Source organism: Streptomyces sp. NPDC058619 (assembly GCF_042717785.1).
In the GTDB taxonomy this organism is placed as follows: domain Bacteria; phylum Actinomycetota; class Actinomycetes; order Streptomycetales; family Streptomycetaceae; genus Streptomyces.
The window spans coordinates 135,752-153,662 of the sequence record NZ_JBHXQN010000010.1; the positions used below are offsets into that span (position 1 = coordinate 135,752).

Genomic DNA, 17,911 nt, shown 5'->3' on the forward strand with positions numbered 1-17,911 from the left:
CACTCTCTTCCGCTCTTACAGATGCCCCGCGGGTGCGAAGTTCCGCACCCCGGGGACGACTTCGATCCTGGCCGCGGCCAGGACCTCCAGGGCACGCTGACACGCCTCCCGTCCTACATCCAGATGGGTGACCAGCCGGATCACGTCCGGTCCGGGCGCGGTCACCAGCACTCCTTCCCGTGCGGCGCGTGTGACGACCGCCTCGGCGCCGGGCGCCTCGACGAGGACGATGTTGGTCTCCGGCCGGCGCACCGTGAACCCCGCGTCGCGCAGACCCGCCGCCAGCAGGCCCGCGTGGGCGTGGTCCTCGGCGAGCCGCTCCACGTGGTGGTCCAGGGCGTACAGCCCGGCGGCCGCCAGGATGCCCGACTGCCGCATGCCGCCGCCCAGGCCGTGCCGCAGCCTGCGGGCCCGCGGCAGCTGTGCGGCCGCGAGCAGCAGCACGGAGCCGACCGGTGCGCCCAGCCCCTTCGACAGGCAGACGGAGAGCGAGTCGGCGGTCGCGCCGTACGCCGCCGCCGAAGTACCGGTCGCGGCCATGGCGTTCCAGATCCGGGCGCCGTCCATGTGGACCGCGACCCCGGCCCGCTCCGTCAGCTCCCGCACCGCGCGCAGCGTCTCCAGCGGATGGACGGTACCGCCGGCCCGGGTGTGGGTCTGCTCGACCTCCACCGCACGGGTGCCCAGCGTGTACGGGTTCCCGCGCCGGATCACCCCCGCCAGCGCGGCCGCGGTGATCACGCCCCGGTCCGCCGCCACCGTCCGCGTCTGGATCCCGCCGTAGCGGGCCGGGGAGGCCTCCTCGTGGGCCAGGATGTGCGCCTCGGCGTCGCACACCAGCTCCTCGCCCGGGCCGACGAGCAGCTGGAGCCCGATCTGGTTGGCCATCACCCCCGACGGCACGAACAGGGCGGCGGAGAAACCGAACAGCCCGGCGAGCCGGTCCTCCAGGGCGCGCACCGTCGGGTCCTCGCCGAACAGGTCGTCGCCGACCTCCGCGGCCGCCATCGCGGCCCGCATCCCGGGGCCCGGGCGGGTCACGGTGTCGCTGCGCAGGTCGACGGCCGGGGGCGTGCGGGCCGTGGTACCGATGTCGGGCCCCGGGCCGGGGCGGGGGGTGGTCGGGGTTCTCATGACGCTTCGTCAGCTCCTTGTTCGCGTGGGCGCGGGGTGAGGTCGCGGGCCGCCACCCAGTCCAGCAGGGGGCGTACCGACAGCCAGGTCTCCCTCACGAGGTCCGCGGCGCGGGCCGTGTGCAGGCCGTCGGCCGGCCCGAAGCGGCGGCCCGCGTCGATCTTGCGGTGGCGCAGCAGGTCCAGCCTCGGGTGGTCAGCCGGGACGCCCCGGGGCCGGGACTTGAGCCGGTCGCCGCCGATGGTGAAGCCCCGGCGCTCCAGCCGGGCCGTGATCGCGGCCAGCTCCGCGCCGCCGCCCTCCTCCTCGACGGCGGCGCGGTACCGGGCGACCTCGGCGCCGGCGTACGGGTAGTAGCGCCCGGAGGCGTACAGCCCGTGCCGGTCCAGGTGCACCCACAGGCCCAGACAGGGCAGCAGGTCCAGGTAGGCGCCCTGGTAGGTCTTGTACGGGGACTTGTCGTGCGACATCCGGGTGTCGCGGACCGGACCGAGCACCTGCACTCCGCCCGGCCCGGACCACTGCCCGAAGGCCCCGAAGGCCGTGTTCAGTTCAGCGGCCAGCCCGTCCATCGGCCCGCGCACGTCGCGCTCGTACCGTTCGCGGTGGCGCAGCCGCCAGGAGTCCCTGTCGTTGTCGTCCGCGAGGTCCTCGTACAGGCGCAGCGCCGAGGGCGGGAAGCCGCCGAAGGTCACGGAAGGTACCCCGGCAGGGGGTGGCGGGCGCACAGCTCGGAGACCTTGGCGCGCACCCGGTCCCGCACCGCGTCCGGCAGGACGCCGCCGGGTGCGCGCAGTTCCTCCAGGACGTCCGCGACCAGGTCGGCGCACTCGGCGGCCACGGTGCGGTCCATCCCGCGGGCGGCGAGGGTGTTGGTGCCGAGCCGCAGCCCTCCGGTCACCCGCACGGGCGTGGTGTCACCGGGCACCCGGTTGCGGTTGACGACGATCCCGCAGGACTCCAGGGCCTGTTCGGCCACGTCGCCGGTGACTCCCGTGCCCCGCAGGTCGAGCAGGACCATGTGGGTGTCGGTACCGCCGGTGACCAGGCGCAGACCCCGGTCGGTGAGCCGCTCGGCGATCGCCTGCGCCCCGTCGGCGAGCCGCTTGGCGAGCTCGGCGAAGTCGGGGCTGGCGACGAAGTCCAGGGCCCGCGCCTTCGCCGCCACCGACGCCAGGTCGGGCGTGCCCTGGGTGAAGGGGAACACGGCGCGGCGCAGGGTCGCGGCCAGGGTGCCGCGCTCCGGACCGGAGGTGCGGGCGTCGCGGCCCAGCAGGATCAGGCCGCCGCGGGGGCCGTACAGCTGCTTGTAGGTGCTGGTCGTCGTCACGTGGGCGTGGTCGACGGGGCTCTGGTGCAGCCCGGCCGCCACCAGGCCGGCGATGTGCGAGATGTCGGCGAGGAGGTAGGCGTTGGCCTCGTCGGCGATCTCCCGGAAGCGGGCGAAGTCGATGCTGCGCGGGTAGGCGCTCGCCCCGCACACGATCAGCTTCGGGCGGTGCTCCAGGGCCAGTTCGCGGATCTGGTCGTAGTCGAGCAGCCCGTCCGGCGTCACCCGGTAGCCGTGGGCCCGGTAGTAGCGGCCGGTCACCGAGGCGGGCGAGCCGTGGGTGAGGTGGCCGCCGCAGTCCAGGTCGAGGCCGAGCAGGCTGTCGCCGGGGCTGAGCAGCGCGGTGATCACGGCCAGGTTCGCGGAGGACCCGGAGTGCGGCTGTACGATCGCGTCCTGCGCGCCGAAGGCCGCGCACGCCCGCTCGATCGCCAGGCGCTCGATCTCGTCGGCGACCCCGCACCCGGCGTGGTAGCGGTTCCCGGGGTAGCCCTCGGCGGTCAGGTTGCCGAGGGCGCTTCCCTCGCAGGCCAGGACGGAGGGATCGGCGACGCTGGACGCCGCGACCATCATCAGGGTGTCGCGCTGGCGGGCCGACTCCCGGGCCAGCAGCGCGTACAGGGCGGAATCGTGCTCTCTCAGCCTCCGTGTGGCGTGGCCGGCGAAATCGACCAGGTCGGGATCGGCTGCGGGCACGGGCGGCGCCACCGCGGCGGGCGGCGCCTCCTCGTCCACGGGATCGGTGATGGGCGCGGGCAGGGTGAGACTCATGACTGTCCCCTCTCGGATGGGTCCTGGTGACCGTGCGGGCTGTGCTCTACGGGGCGACGGCGCCCCCGGCGGCCTCGTCCGGCCCCTCCGCGTCCAGTTCGCCGAACGCCTCGGCGGCCGCGACCGCCTCCGCACCGTGCTGCTCGTCAGCGGCGATCTTCCCGGCGAGCTCGGAGATCAGCGGGTTCTGGAACACGGTCTTGACGGGCACCGGAACCCCGAGGAGGTCCTTGAGGAGGCCCGCCAGCCGGGTGCCGCTGAGCGAATCGCCGCCCAGGCTGAAGAAGTTGTCGCCGGGCGCGACCCGGTCCAGGCCGAGGATGTCGGCGACCGCCGCGCAGAGCACGAGCTCCAGCGGGCTGCCCGTACCGGCCGGCGCGCCGTCGGCGGCCGCCGAGTCCGCGGCGGACTGCTGGCGCCCCGCGGAGTCCGCCAGCCGCAGCCGGTCGACCTTGCCGTTGCGGGTCAGGGGCAGCTCCGCCAGCACGGTGAGCCCGGACGGCACCATGTACGCGGGGAGCTGCGCGGCGAGCCGCTCCAGCACGGGTCCCGCCGCCTCTGCGCCCGAGCCCGACACGACGAACGCGTGCAGCCGGCGCACCCCGTGGGCGCTGGCCGGGGCCACGACCACGGCCGCCTCGACGTCGGCGTCCTGGCGCAGCACGGCCTCGATCTCGCCGAGCTCGATCCGGTGGCCCTGGATCTTGACCTGGAAGTCGTCGCGGCCCAGGATCTCGATGGCGCCGTCGGGCAGGTAGCGGCCCAGGTCGCCCGTCAGGTAGGCCCGTTCCCCGGTCTCGGGGAGGTTCACGAAGCGGCTGCCGGTGCGCTCCGGGTCGTTCCAGTAGCCGAGCGCGAGCCCGACGTCGCTGGCCACGGCCATCTCGCCGACCACCCCGAGGGGGCGCTCGTACGCCGTGGAGTCGACGACGTAGTACCGCTGGTTCGTGATGGGCGTGCCGTACGGGATGCTCGTCCAGGACGGGTCGACCTCGCCGATCGGCTGGAACAGCGACCAGCAGATCGTCTCCGTCGGACCGCCCGAGCCCACGACCTCGATCCGGGGGCTCTGCGCCCGCAGGCGGTCGGGCAGGGTCAGCGGGATCCAGTCCCCGGACAGCACCGACAGCCGCAGGGACTCCAGCGGCCGGCCGCCGCCGCGCCGCTCGCGGACCTCGGCCTCTCCGACGAGCAGCTCCATCAGGACGGGCACCGAGTTCCACAGCGTGACCTTCTGCGCCCGCACCAGGTCGGCCCAGACGTCGGGCTCCGCGTGCTCGAACGGCGGTGGGACCACCACGGTCCCGCCCTGGGTCAGGACCCCGAACACGTCGTAGACCGACGCGTCGAAGTGCAGCCCCGAGATGGCCAGCAGCCGGTCCTGCGCCCCGACGCCGAAGCGCGCGGCGACGTCCTGGACCAGGTTGACCACGCCGATGTGGTCGACCATCACGCCCTTGGGCTCGCCGGTGGAGCCCGAGGTGAAGATCGTGTACGCGAGGTCCGCCGGGGTCTGCGCGGTGTCGGGACGGGTGGCGTCGCCGGACTCGAAGTCCCGGTCCACGCGGTAGCGGCGGGCCGTGGGCGGCCAGCTGACCCGGGACTCCAGGGACGACTGGGTGAGGATCCGGTCGACGCCGGCCTCGGCGAGCAGCCGGCGCAGCCGCTCCGGCGGCACCGACGGGTCCAGCGGCAGGTAGGCGGCGCCGGAGGCGAGGACGCCGTAGACGGCGGCGTACTGCTCCCAGCCCTTCTCCATCACCACGGCCACCAGCTCGCCGGGGGCCGCCCCGTGGTCGCGCAGCGTGCGCCCGATCCGCCAGGCGTACGCCGCCAGTTCGGCGTAGCTCAGGCGGCGGCCGCCGTCGACCACGGCCTCGGCGTCGGGCGTGCGCCCGGCCTGCGCGGCGAACAGCTCGTGCAGGGTGGTGTACGGGATCCGCCCGGCCGTGTCGTTGACCTTGCGCCGCAGGGTGCGCTCGGCCGGCGGGATCAGGTCGAAGCGCTGGGTGTGCAGACTGTCCGGGTCCTCGGTGAGCCGCCCGACGAGGTCCACGTACACGCCGAAGGCCGCGTCGACGAACCCCGGCGAGAAGGCCCCGTCGACGAAGTCCCAGATGATGCGCAGCTCGCCGTCGAGCTCGCGCAGCTGCACGTCGAGCGAGACCTGCGGGGTCTGCGAGATCGAGTACACCTCCCGGCCCAGGTCGGTCACGGGCCTGCGCACCGGGTAGTCGAGCAGACTCGTGACGACCACCGGCATCCCCGCCTGGGCGCCCATGCCGTGCAGCCGGGTCAGCTCCCGCAGGACGCGGACGCCGTTGAAGGAGCCGTGCTCCACGTCGCGGGCGAGCTGGTCGCGCAGGGCGTGCGCCCGGTCCAGGAAGGTCGCGCCGGAACCGTCGGCGGCGAGCATCACCGCGTTGGTGAAGTCGCCGAGCACGCCGGTGATGTCGGGGTGCACGGCGGGGCGCTGGAACACGGGGTAGTTGAGGGTGAAGTCCGTCTCCTCGGCCCAGCAGCGGACGACCTCGGCGAACGCGGCGGTGAGCAGGACCGACGGCGTCAGGCCCGCCCCGTGCGCCCGCGCCGCGAACCGCTGCCAGTCGGCGGGGGAGAGGCGGTGCTCGCGCCGGTCGAAGCGGACCTCGTGGCCGTCCCCGCCCTCCGCGGCGCCGGCCGTGGGCAGCGAGGGGGCGGGCGGCAGGGTGGGGATCCGCTCGACCCAGTACTCCCGCGCGGCGCGGAAGGCCTCGGTGTGCGGGAGGGCGTCGGCGCGCCAACGGGCGTACTCGGGGAAGGAGATACCGGGCTCCGGGAGCACGGCGTCCGGGTTCTCGTACAGGTCGACCAGCTCGGGGAAGAGCACCTGGAAGGCGCTGGACGCGTCCAGCACCTGGAGGTCGATGCCGAGGTGGATCCGGCCGGGGCCGTCCGGGCCGCCCAGCCGGATGATCCGCAGATCGAACAGCGGCCAGCTGCCTACGGGGAAGACCACGTGGCTCATCTCGTCGCGCAGCGCGGCCAGCCGCTCCCGCGCCGCGTCCTCGGACAGGTCGCGCAGGTCGATGACCGGTATGTCGAAGGGGAGCGGGTCGGACGGGACCCAGGAGGTGCCGTCCGGCCCGCCGATGGCGCGCAGCATGTCGTGGCGGGCGACCACCGTGCGCCAGGCCCGGGCGAAGCGTTCCGGATCGAGGTCCGGGCGCTCCCACTCGAAGTACCCGTAGCAGCCGATACCGCCCAGGTCGACGGCTTCGCTCCGCCCGATCATCAGCGCCTGCTGCGTCTCGGTCATCGGGAAGGACACGGCACTGTCCGCGCGAGCGGGCAGGAGCTCGGTCATGGTCCAACTCCATTCGGTGTTACGGGTACGGATACGGGCCGGCGGCCCCGGGACCGGTGCCGGCCCGGGGGTGTCGTGCTGCGGGGCAGGGCGAGGCTAGGGGCGGTGAGTTAGCCGCCGGTTATGCTCCGCGCGGGCGGCGGGCTCGGCGGGGGCCGCCGCGTCCTCGCCGAGGGAGAGCGCGAAGAGCCGTACGAGCGGGTGGAACAGGTAGCAGGGCTGGCCCCGCTCGTCCGCGCCGCTGACCTCCAGCAGCGCGGCGTCGGCGAGCGCCTCCAGCAGCCGTTCCGCCTCCGCCTCCGACCGGTTCAGCGCGAGCGCCGCGTCCGCCGCCGGGAACGGCTGCGGTCCGAGGCCCGCCAGGACCGGGAACACCTCCCGCACCTCGGGCGCCACGGCCCGCCAGGACGGCAGCAGCGAGGTGTGCACGTCCAGGTCGCCGGAGTGCAGCTCCCGCAGCCGGGTCGCCGGATCGGCGAGCCGGCCGGCCAGCCGGTCGGGGCTGCAGCGCGGCCGGGCGGCGATCCGCGTCCCGACGATCCGCAGGGCCAGGGGGAGTCCGGCGCAGTGCTCCACGATCGCGGAGGCCGCGCGGGGTGCGGCGGCCACCCGGTCGGGTCCGGCCGCGGCGGCGAGCAGCTCCATCGCGTCCCCGGCCTCCAGGGGTGCGAGGGCCACGGTGTGCGCCCCGGCCACGGTGGGCAGGGCCGTGCGCCCGGTGACCAGCACGGCCGGCTCCGGGGTGTTGGGCAGCAGCGGGCCCAGCTGGGCGGCCCCGGAGGCGTTGTCCAGCACGATCAGCAGCTGCCGGCCCCTGGTCCGCTCGCGGTAGAGGCGTACGAGGTGCTCCTGGTCCGCGGTGACGGGTACGTCGTCCACCGGGCCCAGCGCGCGCAGCAGGTGCAGCAGGACCCGGGTGGGGTGCCGCGGCGTGCCGTCGGGGGATCGGAGGTCGGCGTACAGCTGCCCGTCGGGGAAGTCCCGCTGGCAGCGGTGTGCCGCGTGGACGGCCAGGGCCGTCTTGCCGAGCCCGGCCATACCGGTCACCAGGACCCGCCGGGGCCGCCCGGCGCTCTGTCTCTCGGGGGCGAGCGCCCGGCAGAGCAGCGCCAGCTCGCGCTCCCGGCCGGTGAAGTCGACGGTGTCCGGCGGCAGCATCGCGGGCACGGGCGGGACCGCCGGGCGGCTGGAACCCGCCGGCCCGGCCGGACCGGCCGGCCGGGCCCCGGAGAGCAGGGCCGGAGCGGGCCGCGGGCGGCGGTCCAGCGTGCCGTCGAGCAGGGCCCGGTAGGTCGACTGGAGCCCTTCCCCGGGGTTCACGCCGAGCTCCTCGGAGAGCACCGCGCGGCCGTGGTGGTAGAGGTGGATGGCGTCCGCCTGGCGTCCGGACCGGTACAGGGCCGTCATCAGCTGGCAGCGGATGCGTTCGCGCAGGGGGAACTCGGCGACCAGGCCGGTGAGTTCGCCGGTGATCTGCTCGTGCCGGCCGAGGGCCAGGTCCGCGGTGATGCGGTGCTCCAGGGCCACGGTCCGGGCTTCTATCAGGCGCGGCGCCTCCGCGTCGGCGAGATATTCCGTCGCGTTGGCGAAAGGCAGGCCGTTCCACCGGGCCAGGGCGTCGCGCAGCAGGTTTCCGGCCTTTTCGAAGTCCTGGCGAAGCAGTGCCTCCCGGCCGTCGCGGGCCAGTCCCTCGAATTCCCAGAGATCCAGCGTGGCATTTCCAATGCTCATGGCATATCCAGGTGGCCTGCGGTCGATGAGGACATCGCCGCCCAGGATCTTGCGCAAGCGCGAAATGTAGGTGTACAGCTGTGCGCTGACGGTGGCCGGGGGAGCCCAGCCCCACAACAGGCGGCACAGCCGCTCGTCGGAGACCACCTCTTCGCGGGCCACGAGGAGCGCCGCGAGCACGGTGTGAAGCTTCGCCCCGGAGAACGCGGCCCGCCGGCCGTCCCGCCGTACCTCGACTGGCCCGAGCACTCGGAATTCCATCTACCGCCCCATCCGTGATTCATGGGAAGAATCTCTGAACGAAGCTAGAGGAGTCCGTTGTCTCCTCGATATCGTGTCGATTTCGTGGGCGGCGCGCGTCATGAAATCGACGGAACATTGAACGAAAAGGAGGCGTCCCTACTGTTCCATTCATGCCGCAGCGAGCGGCGCAGATGCTCCACCGAGAGGGGATTCCCGATGCGTAGCACCCACGCGGCGAAGACGGCGAAGACGACCAAGACGGCGGCGGCCTGCCTGGTGGTACTCGCAGGAGTGTTCGTGGGAACGGGGGGCGCGCTGGCCGCCACGGAGGGGGCGGGCACCACCGTTCTGGCGGACGACATGCCCTGGGGCGTCGTCAATCCGCTGGCCCCCCCGCGCCAGGGCGGCGCCGGCCACCAGGGCGACCGCACCCAGGACATGCCCTGGGGCTGACCCCGCCCGGAACACCCCCCGGGTCGACCGGACCGCTACCGCCGCGGAACGCCGCTCAGCGCCGCTTGACGTCGCTCGTCACCGCGGACTCAGTGCGCGGGGTCGACCAGCAGCCGGGTCAGCTCCTCCGGAGTGAAGGAACGATGCGCCCGCCCTTCCCGGGCCAGGCCACCCGCATCGCCCCGGCCATCCGCACCCCCCGGGCCATCCGCACCCCCCGGGCCACCGGCGCCGTCCCGGCTTCCGGTACCGCCCAGGCCTCCCGCGCCGCCCGTCCCGGAACCGCCACCCGGTTCCCCGGCCGCGCCCTGCACCGCCGCCAGCAGCCGGCCCGCCTGGGCCCGCCACGGCTGGGCTCCCACCTCCCCGAACGCGGCACAGGCACGCCGGAACCGTTCCGCCGCCTCCGCGCAGTGGCCGCCGATCGCCTCGACGCACCCGAGATCCGTCTCCACCCGTGCGTAGAGGAAACGGTCCGCCAGCTCATCAGTGATCTCCAGGGCCTGTTGCAGCGTCACTCCCGCCGCTGACAGCAGGCCCTGGCTCCACTGGGCCTGGCCGAGGCCGCGCAGCGCGTGCGCCTCCCCGACCCGGTCGCCCTCGCCCCGGGTCAGCCGCAGCACCGCGCGGAACGACTCGGACGCCTCGTCGAAGTCCCCGACCCGCAGCCGCACCTCGGCCAGCCGGTACAGCGACTGCGCCTCCGCCCGCACCGACCCGGTGCGCCGGCTCAGCGCCAACGCCCGCTCCGCCAGCGGCAGGGCGGCTTCGGCACTGCCCCGGTCCAGCTCGATCTGGGCCTGGAAACCGAGCAGGTGCGCCTCGTTGCCCGTGTCACCCGACGCGTGGAACCCGCTGAGCGCCGCCTCGCAGAACTCCAGGGCCCGCTCCCAGTCCCCCTGGAACCGGGCGCACATCGCCAGGTTCCGCTGCGCCAGCGCCGCGCCGCCCGCGTCCCCGGTGCTGCGCAACAGCCGCAGGGCGGCCATGTTCCAGCCCTCGGCCTGCTCGTAGCGCCGCTGGTAGATCGCCAGGGACCCCAGCAGCCGCAGCATCGTCCCCTCGCCGGGCACGTCACCGGTCCGCCGCGCCGAGGACAGCGCCTGCTCGGCGCACCGCTGCCAGTCCTCCAGGTAGTTCTTCGTCTCGAAGTGCGGAACGGCGCTCTCCGTCAGCGTCCACGCGTACCGCACCCGGTCCGTCTCCGCCGCGTGCGCCACCAGGTCCGTCACGGCCGTGCGCTCCGACTCGAACCAGTCCATCGGCGAGGCCAGCAGCTCGTCGGCGAGCTCCGGCAGGTAGCGCGGAGCCGGCGCCGCCGCCCGGCCGACCGGGAACTCCCGCCCGTCCATCCGCCGGTGCGCCTCCTCGGCCAGCCACAGCCAGGCCGCGAACGCCCGCTCCAGCGCGGCGTCGATCTCGCCCGCCGGCTCGTCCGACTCCGCCCGCTCCCGGGCGAACAGCCGCAGCAGGTCCTGGAAGCGGTAGCGCGCGGCCCGCCCCGGCTCGGTCTCCGCCACCTCGAGCAGCTGCGCGTCGACCAGCTGGTCGATCAGCTCCTCGGCGTGCCACACGTCGGTGTCCAGTACGGCCGCCCCCGCCCAGGACGCGAAGTCCGCCGTGCGCAGCAGCCCGAGCCGCCGGTACATCCGGGCCGCCTCCGGCGGCAGGTCCCGGTAGGTGAGCCGGAACCCGGCACGGACCCCGCCCTGGCCCGGGCTCAGCACGTCGAGCCGGCAGCGCTGGTCGCGCAGCCGGTCCACGAGGTTCCGTACGCTCAGGCCGGGTTTGGCCGCCAGCCGCGCCCCCGCGATCCGCAGCGCCAGGGGAAGGCAGTCGCACAGCGCGCCGAGCTGCTCCACCGCCACCGGGTCGCTGCCGAACCGCTCGGCGCCGGCGAGTTTGGTCAGCAGGGCCGTCGCCTCGGTCGGCTCCAGCATCGGCAGCCGGATGCGCAGCGCCGTGTAGTCCCCGGTCAGGTCGCCCAGGCTCTCCCGGCTGGTCGCCAGCACCACGCTGCGGCCGCCGCCGGGGAGCAGGGGTCTGAGCTGGGGGAAGGAACGGACGTTGTCCAGGACGATCAGGGTCTTGCGGGTACTCAGCAGGCTGCGGAACAGGGAGGCCCGTTCGTCCGGGTCGGCCGGGATCTGCGGGGCGCCGATCCCGAGGGCGCGCAGGAACCGGTCGAGCACGGCGGCGGGGGAGACCGGTGCGTTCTCCTCGTCGTACCCCCGCAGGTCCGCGAAGAGCTGGCCGTCGGGGAAGCGGTCCGCGACCTGGCTGGCCCAGTGCACGGCCAGTGCGGTCTTGCCCACCCCGCCGACGCCGACGATGGTCGCCAGTGCCGGGGTGTGGGGGGTGTAGGGCTCGCGTAACAGCCGGTCCAGGGCCGCCATCTCCCGCTGGCGCCCGGTGAACGCCATGACGTCGGCCGGGAGTTGTGCCGGGATGGTGTGCAGGGCGGCCGGCGCGGCGGGCTGGGCGGTCGTGGGCCGGGTCAGCTCCGGGGAGTCCCGCAGGATCAGGTCGTGCAACTGCCGCAGACCAGGGCCGGGTTCGATCCCCAGCTCCTCGATGAGCAGCCGGCGTCCGTGCAGGAACGCGTCGAGCGCCTCGGCGCGCTGCCCTGAACGGTAGAGCGCCAGCATGAGGTGTTCGCGGGACTGCTCGCGCAGCGGGTGCCGAGCCACCAGCTCGGCGAGTTCACCGGTGAGCGCCCGGTGCCGGCCCAGCTGGAGCATCAGCCCGGCGCGCTCCTCGATCAGCGCGAGCCGCATCTGTTCGAGCCGGGTCGCCTCGGCTTCGAGCCGGGAGCCGGCGGGCTCGTCGAGCGCGGACCCCCGCCAGATGCTCAGCGCCTCCTCGAAGAGCGCGCAGGCCTCCTCGGCCCGTCCGTGCCGGGCGGCGTCGCGCCCCTGCTCGGAGCGCTCCGTGAACTCCTGTACGTCGATACGGTGTTCGCCCTTGGCCAGCAGGTAGCCCGGGGGTGAGGTGATCAGCAGGTCGGACACCCCGGCCTGCTTGAAGGACTTGCGCAGGGTGGCGACGCAGATGGCGATCTGGTTGCGGGCGGTCGCAGGGGGTGTTTCGGGCCAGACGGAGTCCACCAGGGTGTCCACCGACACGACGCGGTCGGCGTTCAGCACGAGCATGGCGAGGACGGTGGCCTGGCGCCGTCCGTTGATCCGCAACGGTCCCTCATCGGTCTGGACGACCAGCGGTCCCAGCACTCTGAAGACAAACCGATTCAAAAGATCCCCCGGCAGTGAAGCCCCCGCTTCAGGCCGGAACGCTACCGCAAAGAGGAATCCCCGGTGCAGTCAACAGTTTGGAAAAATAAGGGCATTTTCCGGCCGACTCTTCCGGCGCCGGGGTTTCGCCCGCGGAGGGGGTGCCTCCGCGGCGGGGAGGGAGGCCAGTGTGTCCGACAGCCCGCGCAGCACCTCGGAGAAACGGCGGGTCTCGTCCTCTCCGCCGAGCCGCTCGCACAGCTGCCGGGTCAGTTCGGCGAGACAGGAATCGACCTCCCGCATCGCGGCCAGGCCCTGCTCGGTGGGGGCGAGCAGTTTGGCGCGCCGGTGGGCGGGATTGTCCGAGTAGGCCGCGAGACCCTGCGCCACCAGCAGGTCCGCGATGCGCTGGACGCTCTGGCGGGAGGTCCCCACCCGCCGGGAGACGTCCGAGACCGACAGGTGCTCGCCCGCGACCGAGCTGAGTATCTGCCAGCGTGCCGCGCTGAGCCCGCTGGGAAGGGCGAGCCGGTCGAGCGCCGCGGTGAAGCGTCCGTTCAGCCGGAAGACCGCCACCGCGGCGCGGCTGAACGCCTCCGCCTCCCCCGTTTCCCCCGTGCGCGTCACCGTTGGTCCCCCCTCCGTAGGTCTTCCGGGCGCTGCACGATAACAGCGCGTGGTGACGTGGACGAGGGGTGTGCCGCAGCTCCGTCCGGCGCGGCGGGAGGGCGCCGACATGGCCGAAATTGAGCGTGTCGAGGGGCGTTGGCGGTCCCTCGTGCGGGTGGGGGAGCCGACGGGGGTGAAGGGACCCCGCGCCGGGGTGATCGCGGAGCACCAGGTGGGCACGGCGGCGTGCGGCTGTAGTCGAGGGGCGCCCCATTCCGGCCATGCGCCCCCGCACGCCCCCTGCGACCACGTTCCGCCCGGGTGGTACCGGGGCAGCCGCTTGGTGCCGCTCGGCCGTCAGTCCCCAAGGAGAGTCAGTGATGACGAAAGTGCTCGTTCTGCACAGTGTCAGCCTCGTCGGGTCCGCCCTCGCCGCCCTGCTGAGATCCGAGGGGGACTTCGACGTCACGTCGGCGGGATGGCATACGGCTGCGCGGCGTGCGGAAACGTTATGCCCGGACGTGGCGGTCGTCGACGTGGACTGTCCGGGGGCGACGGCCGTCCTGGCGGGGGACGGCCGCTCCCGTCGCCGCGTGCTGGCCCCGCCCACCCCGCTCCTCGTGCTGGCGACCGCCGGTACGCCGGGCACGCTCGGCCGGGCCTTCCAGGCCGAGGCCCGCGGATACGTGGACAAGGACGGCTCCCCCGGCCGGCTCGTCCGCGCCGTGCGCAAGCTCGCCGCCGGCGAGCGGTTCATCGACGCGTCCCTGGCCTCCGCGTTCATGGAGGCCGACCCCGTGCCGCTCAGCCCGCGCGAGCTGAGCGTGCTGGCCCGCACCGCCGAGGGCGACTCCGTCGCCGAGATCGCCCGCTCCCTGCACCTGGCCAGCGGAACGGTGCGCAACTACATGGCCGCCGTGACCCGCAAGACCGGCGCCCGCAACCGCATCGACGCGATACGCATATCCCGCAGGAAGGGCTGGGTGTAGCCCCCGCGCCCGGCGCACGCGGGCGGTCCGGCCCCACGAGACCCGGCCGCCCGCCCCGGCGCACGCCGCGCGCGGCGGGCCGGTGCGACCCGGTGCGATCCGGCCGTCCTCAGCCCGGCGCGGCCCCGCCGTCCGCGCCCCACATCCCGACGAGATCCCGGTACAGGGGCGACCTGGCCGGGAGTTCCGCGTGCGTGCCGCACACCGCCCGGGTCCCGTCGAGTACGAGGACCCGGTCGGCCCGTACCGCCGACGAGATCCGGTGAGCCACCACGACCAGGGTGCCGGGGCGCGACGCCAGCGCCCGCTCGGCGCGCTCCTCGGCCCGCGGATCGAGGTGGCAGGTGGCCTCGTCGAGCAGGAGCAGCGGGGCGGGGGAGAGGTGGGCGGCGGTCAGGGCCAGCAGCTGGCGCTCGCCCTGGGAGAGCGCGCCGGGGTCGACGACCGCGTCGAGGCCGCCGAGCCGCTCCAGCAGCTCCCCCGACCCCAGCGCGGCCGCGGCCCGCCCCAGCCGGGCCTCCGGCACGGCTTCCGGCTCGGGGCACAGGTGGGTCAGGTTCTCGCGGACCGTGCCGGTGAACACGTACGCCTGCTGCGGCAGCAGCGTCCGGCGCGGATCCGGGGCGCCGCCCGGCCGCGGCCGGGCGGGGGCGCCGGCCACCAGCACCGTGCCCCGGTCGGGCGCGAGCATCCCGGCGAGCAGGGCGGTCAGCGTGGACTTGCCGATCCCGCTCGGGCCGACCACCGCCAGGTGCTCGCCGGGCCGCAGCGTCAGGTCCAGCGCGTCCAGTACGGGGTGCGCGTGCGGCCCGTACGCGAAGCCCACGCCGCGCAGTTCGGCGGCGGCGGGAGCGCCCGGCCGGGCCGGGGCGGGCACCGGCGCCGGATCTGGGTCCGGATCCGGGTCCGGGAAGGCCTTCGCCGATGCGGGCCGGGAGGCCGCCCGCCGGTGCGCCGCCGGCCCGGGCGCCGGGGGCACCGGCGGGGTCGGGGCCGGCGGCGTGCAGAACCGGTCCAGCACCACCACCAGCCGGGTCCCGGCGGAACCCAGCGCGGCCATCAGGGTGTTGAGCGCGGGCAGCAGCGACTGCACGAGGTACGTCAGGGCGCCGGCCAGGGTCCCGGCGGTGACGCCCCGGCCGAGCAGCCAGGGCGTGGCGGCCAGCAGGGCGATGACGGGCGCCCGCCCGGCGCAGCCGAGGGCCAGCGTCCGAACGGCGCCCCAGCGCGCGAGCCGCGCGGTGAGCCGCGCCTGGGCGCCGATCAGCGGCTCCACACCGGCCGCCGCCGCGCCGCCGGCTCCGCATGCCACCACGTCGCGCAGCCCCGCGGCCAATTCGCCCACCCGCGCGGCGAGGGACTCGTCGGTGTCGAGGGCCTCGCGCTGCACGGCCGCCATGGGGCGCAGCGTGGCCAGGAACGCCGCCAGCCCCAGCAGCAGCGGGGGGATCACGACCACCAGCAGGACGGGCGCGAGCGCTGCCATGCCGGCCAGCGCGCCCGCGGTGGTGAACAGGAAGGAGCGGGCCGTCAGCACCAGCCCGGCGAACGAGTCCCGCGCCATCTCGGTCTGCTGCGTCAGCCGGGACACGGCGCTCGCGTCGGCGGCGCGGGACGGATCGTCCACCGCCCGGTCCAGGGCGTGGCGCACGGCCCGGCGCACCAGGCCGTCCCGCAGCGGTTCCACGAGGTCGGCGAGCCCGCCGAACACCCCGCGCAGCGCGATCCCGCCGAGCAGCGCGCCCACCCCGGCGACGCCGAGCCAGGCGAGTCCGGTTCCGGTGTGCCCCGCGAGGAAGCCGTCGTCGAGCGCGCGGGCCACGCCGTATCCGCCGAGGAAGGTGTGCGCGGACTCCAGCAGCGACCAGAGCGCCAGCGTGCCGAGCGTACGGGTGCGGCGGCGCAGGAACCGGCGGGCCTCCGGCGCCACCCGTCCCCAGGCGCCCTCGCCGCCGCTCATACGGCGGGCTCCCCGACGGCGGTCCGCGGCCCGGCCCCCGGCGCGGCTCCAGGCTTCCGTACGGACGGCCCGGCTCCGGGCCGCGTCGCCGGTTCGGCTCCTGCCGCAGGCCCGGCTCCTGCCGCAGGCCCGGCCACTGTCTCCGGTTCGGCTCCTGTCGCCGGGCCGGCCCCGCCCCGTGGTCCGGCTGCGGCCACCGGTCCGCCCTCCGCCCCCGGTTCGGCTCCCGCCTCCCGGTCCGTCGCCGTCCCCCCGTCCGCCGGGGCCGCGAACACCGCCCGGTAGGCCGGGTCCCGCCACAGCACGGCGTGACCGCCCGTCCCCCTGACCCGGCCGTCCTCCAGCCAGACCACCAGATCGGCCCGGGCCGCCGAGGAGATCCGGTGCGCCACCACGATCCGGGTGCCCGGCCGTACCGCGTGCGCCAGCGCGCGCTCGACCTCGCGCGCGGTGACGGTGTCGAGGCCGGACGTGGCGTCGTCGAGCACGAGCAGTCGCCCCGGGTTCAGGAACGCCCGGGCCAGGCCCAGGCGTTGGAACTCGCCGCCCGACAGCGGGGCGTCGGCCAGCGGGGTGTCGCAGCCGCCGGGCAACCGCCGTACGAACGGCTCGGCTCCGGCCGCCCGGACCGCGGCCCCGACCTCCTCGGGGCTCGGCGGCGGCTCCGCGCCGAAGGCGACCGCGCCGGCCACGGTCCCGCCCAGCAGCGCCGGCCGGTCGAAGGCATGGCCCACCTCGGCCCGCAGCGCCCGCTCCGACAGCCGTGCCAGCGGGACCCCGTCGAGGAGCACCTCGCCGGCGTCGGGGTCGGTGAGGCGCCCGGCCACTGCGGCGAGCAGCGTCTTGCCCGATCCGGACCGGCCCACGACGGCGACGGTGGCGCCGCCGGGCACCAGCAGGTCGACGCCGTCCAGGACCGCCTTCCCGGCACGTTCCACGCGGACGCCGCGTAGCTCCAGCGCTCCCGGCCCGCCCTCGGGCAACACGGCTGTGCCGTAGGGGAGTTCGGGGAGGAGGAAGAGGGCTGCGGTGCGCCGCGCCGCGGCCCGGCCGCGCACCACGGCGGCCAGCCGGCCGGTGACGGCGCCGACCCCGGCCGCCAGGCCCGCGTACCGTACGGCGGCGAGCAGCGCGCCGACCCCCAGCGCGCCGGCCGCGAGGCGGATGCCGCCCACGGCGAGGACCGCGTACAGCAGCAGCGGCATGAGGGCCGAGGTACGGGCGGTCGTGCCGCCGTAGACCCGCCACATCTGCCGTCCCTCGACGCCGAGTTCGGGCAGTCCGGCCAGGATCCGGGCGCGTTCCCGACCCACGGTGCCGGCGGCGGCGATGGTCCGTGCCCCGGCCAGCGCCTCGACGAGCCGGCCCGCCATCACGAGCTGCACCCGCTGGTAGCGGGAGACGCTGGCGGCCGAGTCCCGGGCGAAGGCGCGCAGCAGCACGGCCAGCAGCGGGATGCCGACGACGAAGGCGAGCGCCGTCCAGACGTCGATGAGGAAGAGGGCCACGAGCCCGCCGAGCGGGGGCAGCAGCGAGGCGACGGCGCCTGCCGCGGCGGCCGGCGCGGTACCCGCCTCGGTGGCGTGGGCGGTCAGCCGCGCCGCGAGCTCCCCGGGCGCGTACCGCTGCGCGTGGTGCGGGGCGGTGCCCAGCAGCCGGGCCAGCCCGAGGCGGCGCAGCCAGGCCGTGGAGCGGCCGTCGACCTGCCCGGTCAGCCGGGTCGTCAGGGCGTCCAGCAGGACTTCGGCGAGGACGATCGCGGCGCACCACGCGGTCCACACGGGGCCGGCGGGGTCCTGCCGCAGCAGCAGGTCGAGGGCGTGGCCGAGGACGGCCGGTTCGGCGAGGGCCGCCAAGGCGGCGGCGACCGAGCACGCGCCGACGGCCGCGGTCCGCCCGGCGGTGTGCCGTGCGGCGGCCACCAGGGCCCGGTCACCGCTCTGCGCGAGCGCCGCCTCGCCGGTGGGATCGGGCGGGGTCATCGGCGGATGCTCCAGACGTGTGGTGCGGACATCGGGCGCAGGCAGCGGGTGCCCGACACCGGTGCGTGACGTAATGCGTGACGTAATGCGTGACGTGGTGCGGGATGGGACGTGGTGCGGGCCCGGGCGGCGA

The 17,911-nt window shown here is 75.2% G+C and carries 11 protein-coding genes; 2 read left to right on the forward strand and 9 right to left on the reverse strand.

The features are described 5' to 3' along the window. Positions 1 to 15 precede the first annotated feature (15 nt). The 5 genes from ACFWTC_RS13070 to ACFWTC_RS13090 form a co-directional block, all read right to left on the reverse strand. Entirely contained in the window at positions 16 to 1,134 is a 1,119-nt protein-coding gene (locus ACFWTC_RS13070) for a threonine aldolase family protein (RefSeq protein WP_383915589.1), read from the reverse strand. Further along, a complete protein-coding gene (locus tag ACFWTC_RS13075; protein ID WP_383915587.1) occupies positions 1,131 to 1,829 on the reverse strand; it encodes a DUF2461 domain-containing protein in 699 nt (232 codons plus the stop codon). Before ACFWTC_RS13075 ends, ACFWTC_RS13070 begins: the two co-directional genes overlap by 4 nt. Next, positions 1,826 to 3,235 carry a serine hydroxymethyltransferase gene (glyA, locus tag ACFWTC_RS13080; RefSeq protein WP_384027004.1) on the reverse strand — a complete coding sequence of 470 codons (1,410 nt, stop codon included), beginning with the start codon at positions 3,233 to 3,235 and terminating at the stop codon, positions 1,826 to 1,828. The genes ACFWTC_RS13075 and glyA overlap by 4 nt, the downstream gene beginning before the upstream one ends. 46 nt (positions 3,236 to 3,281) lie before the next feature. Then, positions 3,282 to 6,581, reverse strand: a complete 3,300-nt coding sequence (locus ACFWTC_RS13085; RefSeq protein WP_383915583.1) for an amino acid adenylation domain-containing protein — start codon at positions 6,579 to 6,581, stop codon at positions 3,282 to 3,284. Between the two features lie 96 nt (positions 6,582 to 6,677). Beyond that, positions 6,678 to 8,573, reverse strand: a complete 1,896-nt coding sequence (locus tag ACFWTC_RS13090) for a BTAD domain-containing putative transcriptional regulator (protein ID WP_384027002.1) — start codon at positions 8,571 to 8,573, stop codon at positions 6,678 to 6,680. Positions 8,574 to 8,771: 198 nt separating this feature from the next. Between ACFWTC_RS13090 and ACFWTC_RS13095 the strand changes: the two genes are divergently transcribed. Continuing rightward, positions 8,772 to 9,008 (forward strand): hypothetical protein, encoded by a 237-nt coding sequence (locus tag ACFWTC_RS13095; RefSeq protein WP_384027000.1) that lies wholly within the window; start codon positions 8,772 to 8,774, stop codon positions 9,006 to 9,008. 89 nt (positions 9,009 to 9,097) lie between these two features. Here ACFWTC_RS13095 and ACFWTC_RS13100 read toward each other — a convergent pair whose 3' ends face one another. Further along, complete coding sequence (locus ACFWTC_RS13100) at positions 9,098 to 12,199, reverse strand: BTAD domain-containing putative transcriptional regulator (RefSeq protein WP_384026998.1); 3,102 nt, start codon at positions 12,197 to 12,199, stop codon at positions 9,098 to 9,100. A gap of 129 nt (positions 12,200 to 12,328) precedes the next feature. Further along, a complete protein-coding gene (locus tag ACFWTC_RS13105) occupies positions 12,329 to 12,865 on the reverse strand; it encodes a MarR family winged helix-turn-helix transcriptional regulator (protein ID WP_383915575.1) in 537 nt (178 codons plus the stop codon). 362 nt (positions 12,866 to 13,227) lie between these two features. Here ACFWTC_RS13105 and ACFWTC_RS13110 point away from each other — a divergent pair, with 362 nt between their 5' ends. Next, a complete protein-coding gene (locus tag ACFWTC_RS13110) occupies positions 13,228 to 13,836 on the forward strand; it encodes a response regulator transcription factor (protein ID WP_384026996.1) in 609 nt (202 codons plus the stop codon). 109 nt (positions 13,837 to 13,945) lie between these two features. Here ACFWTC_RS13110 and ACFWTC_RS13115 read toward each other — a convergent pair whose 3' ends face one another. Next, a complete protein-coding gene (locus ACFWTC_RS13115) occupies positions 13,946 to 15,796 on the reverse strand; it encodes an ATP-binding cassette domain-containing protein (protein ID WP_384026994.1) in 1,851 nt (616 codons plus the stop codon). Then, positions 15,793 to 17,778, reverse strand: a complete 1,986-nt coding sequence (locus ACFWTC_RS13120; RefSeq protein ID WP_384026992.1) for an ATP-binding cassette domain-containing protein — start codon at positions 17,776 to 17,778, stop codon at positions 15,793 to 15,795. The genes ACFWTC_RS13115 and ACFWTC_RS13120 overlap by 4 nt, the downstream gene beginning before the upstream one ends. Between the last annotated feature and the right edge of the window lie 133 nt (positions 17,779 to 17,911).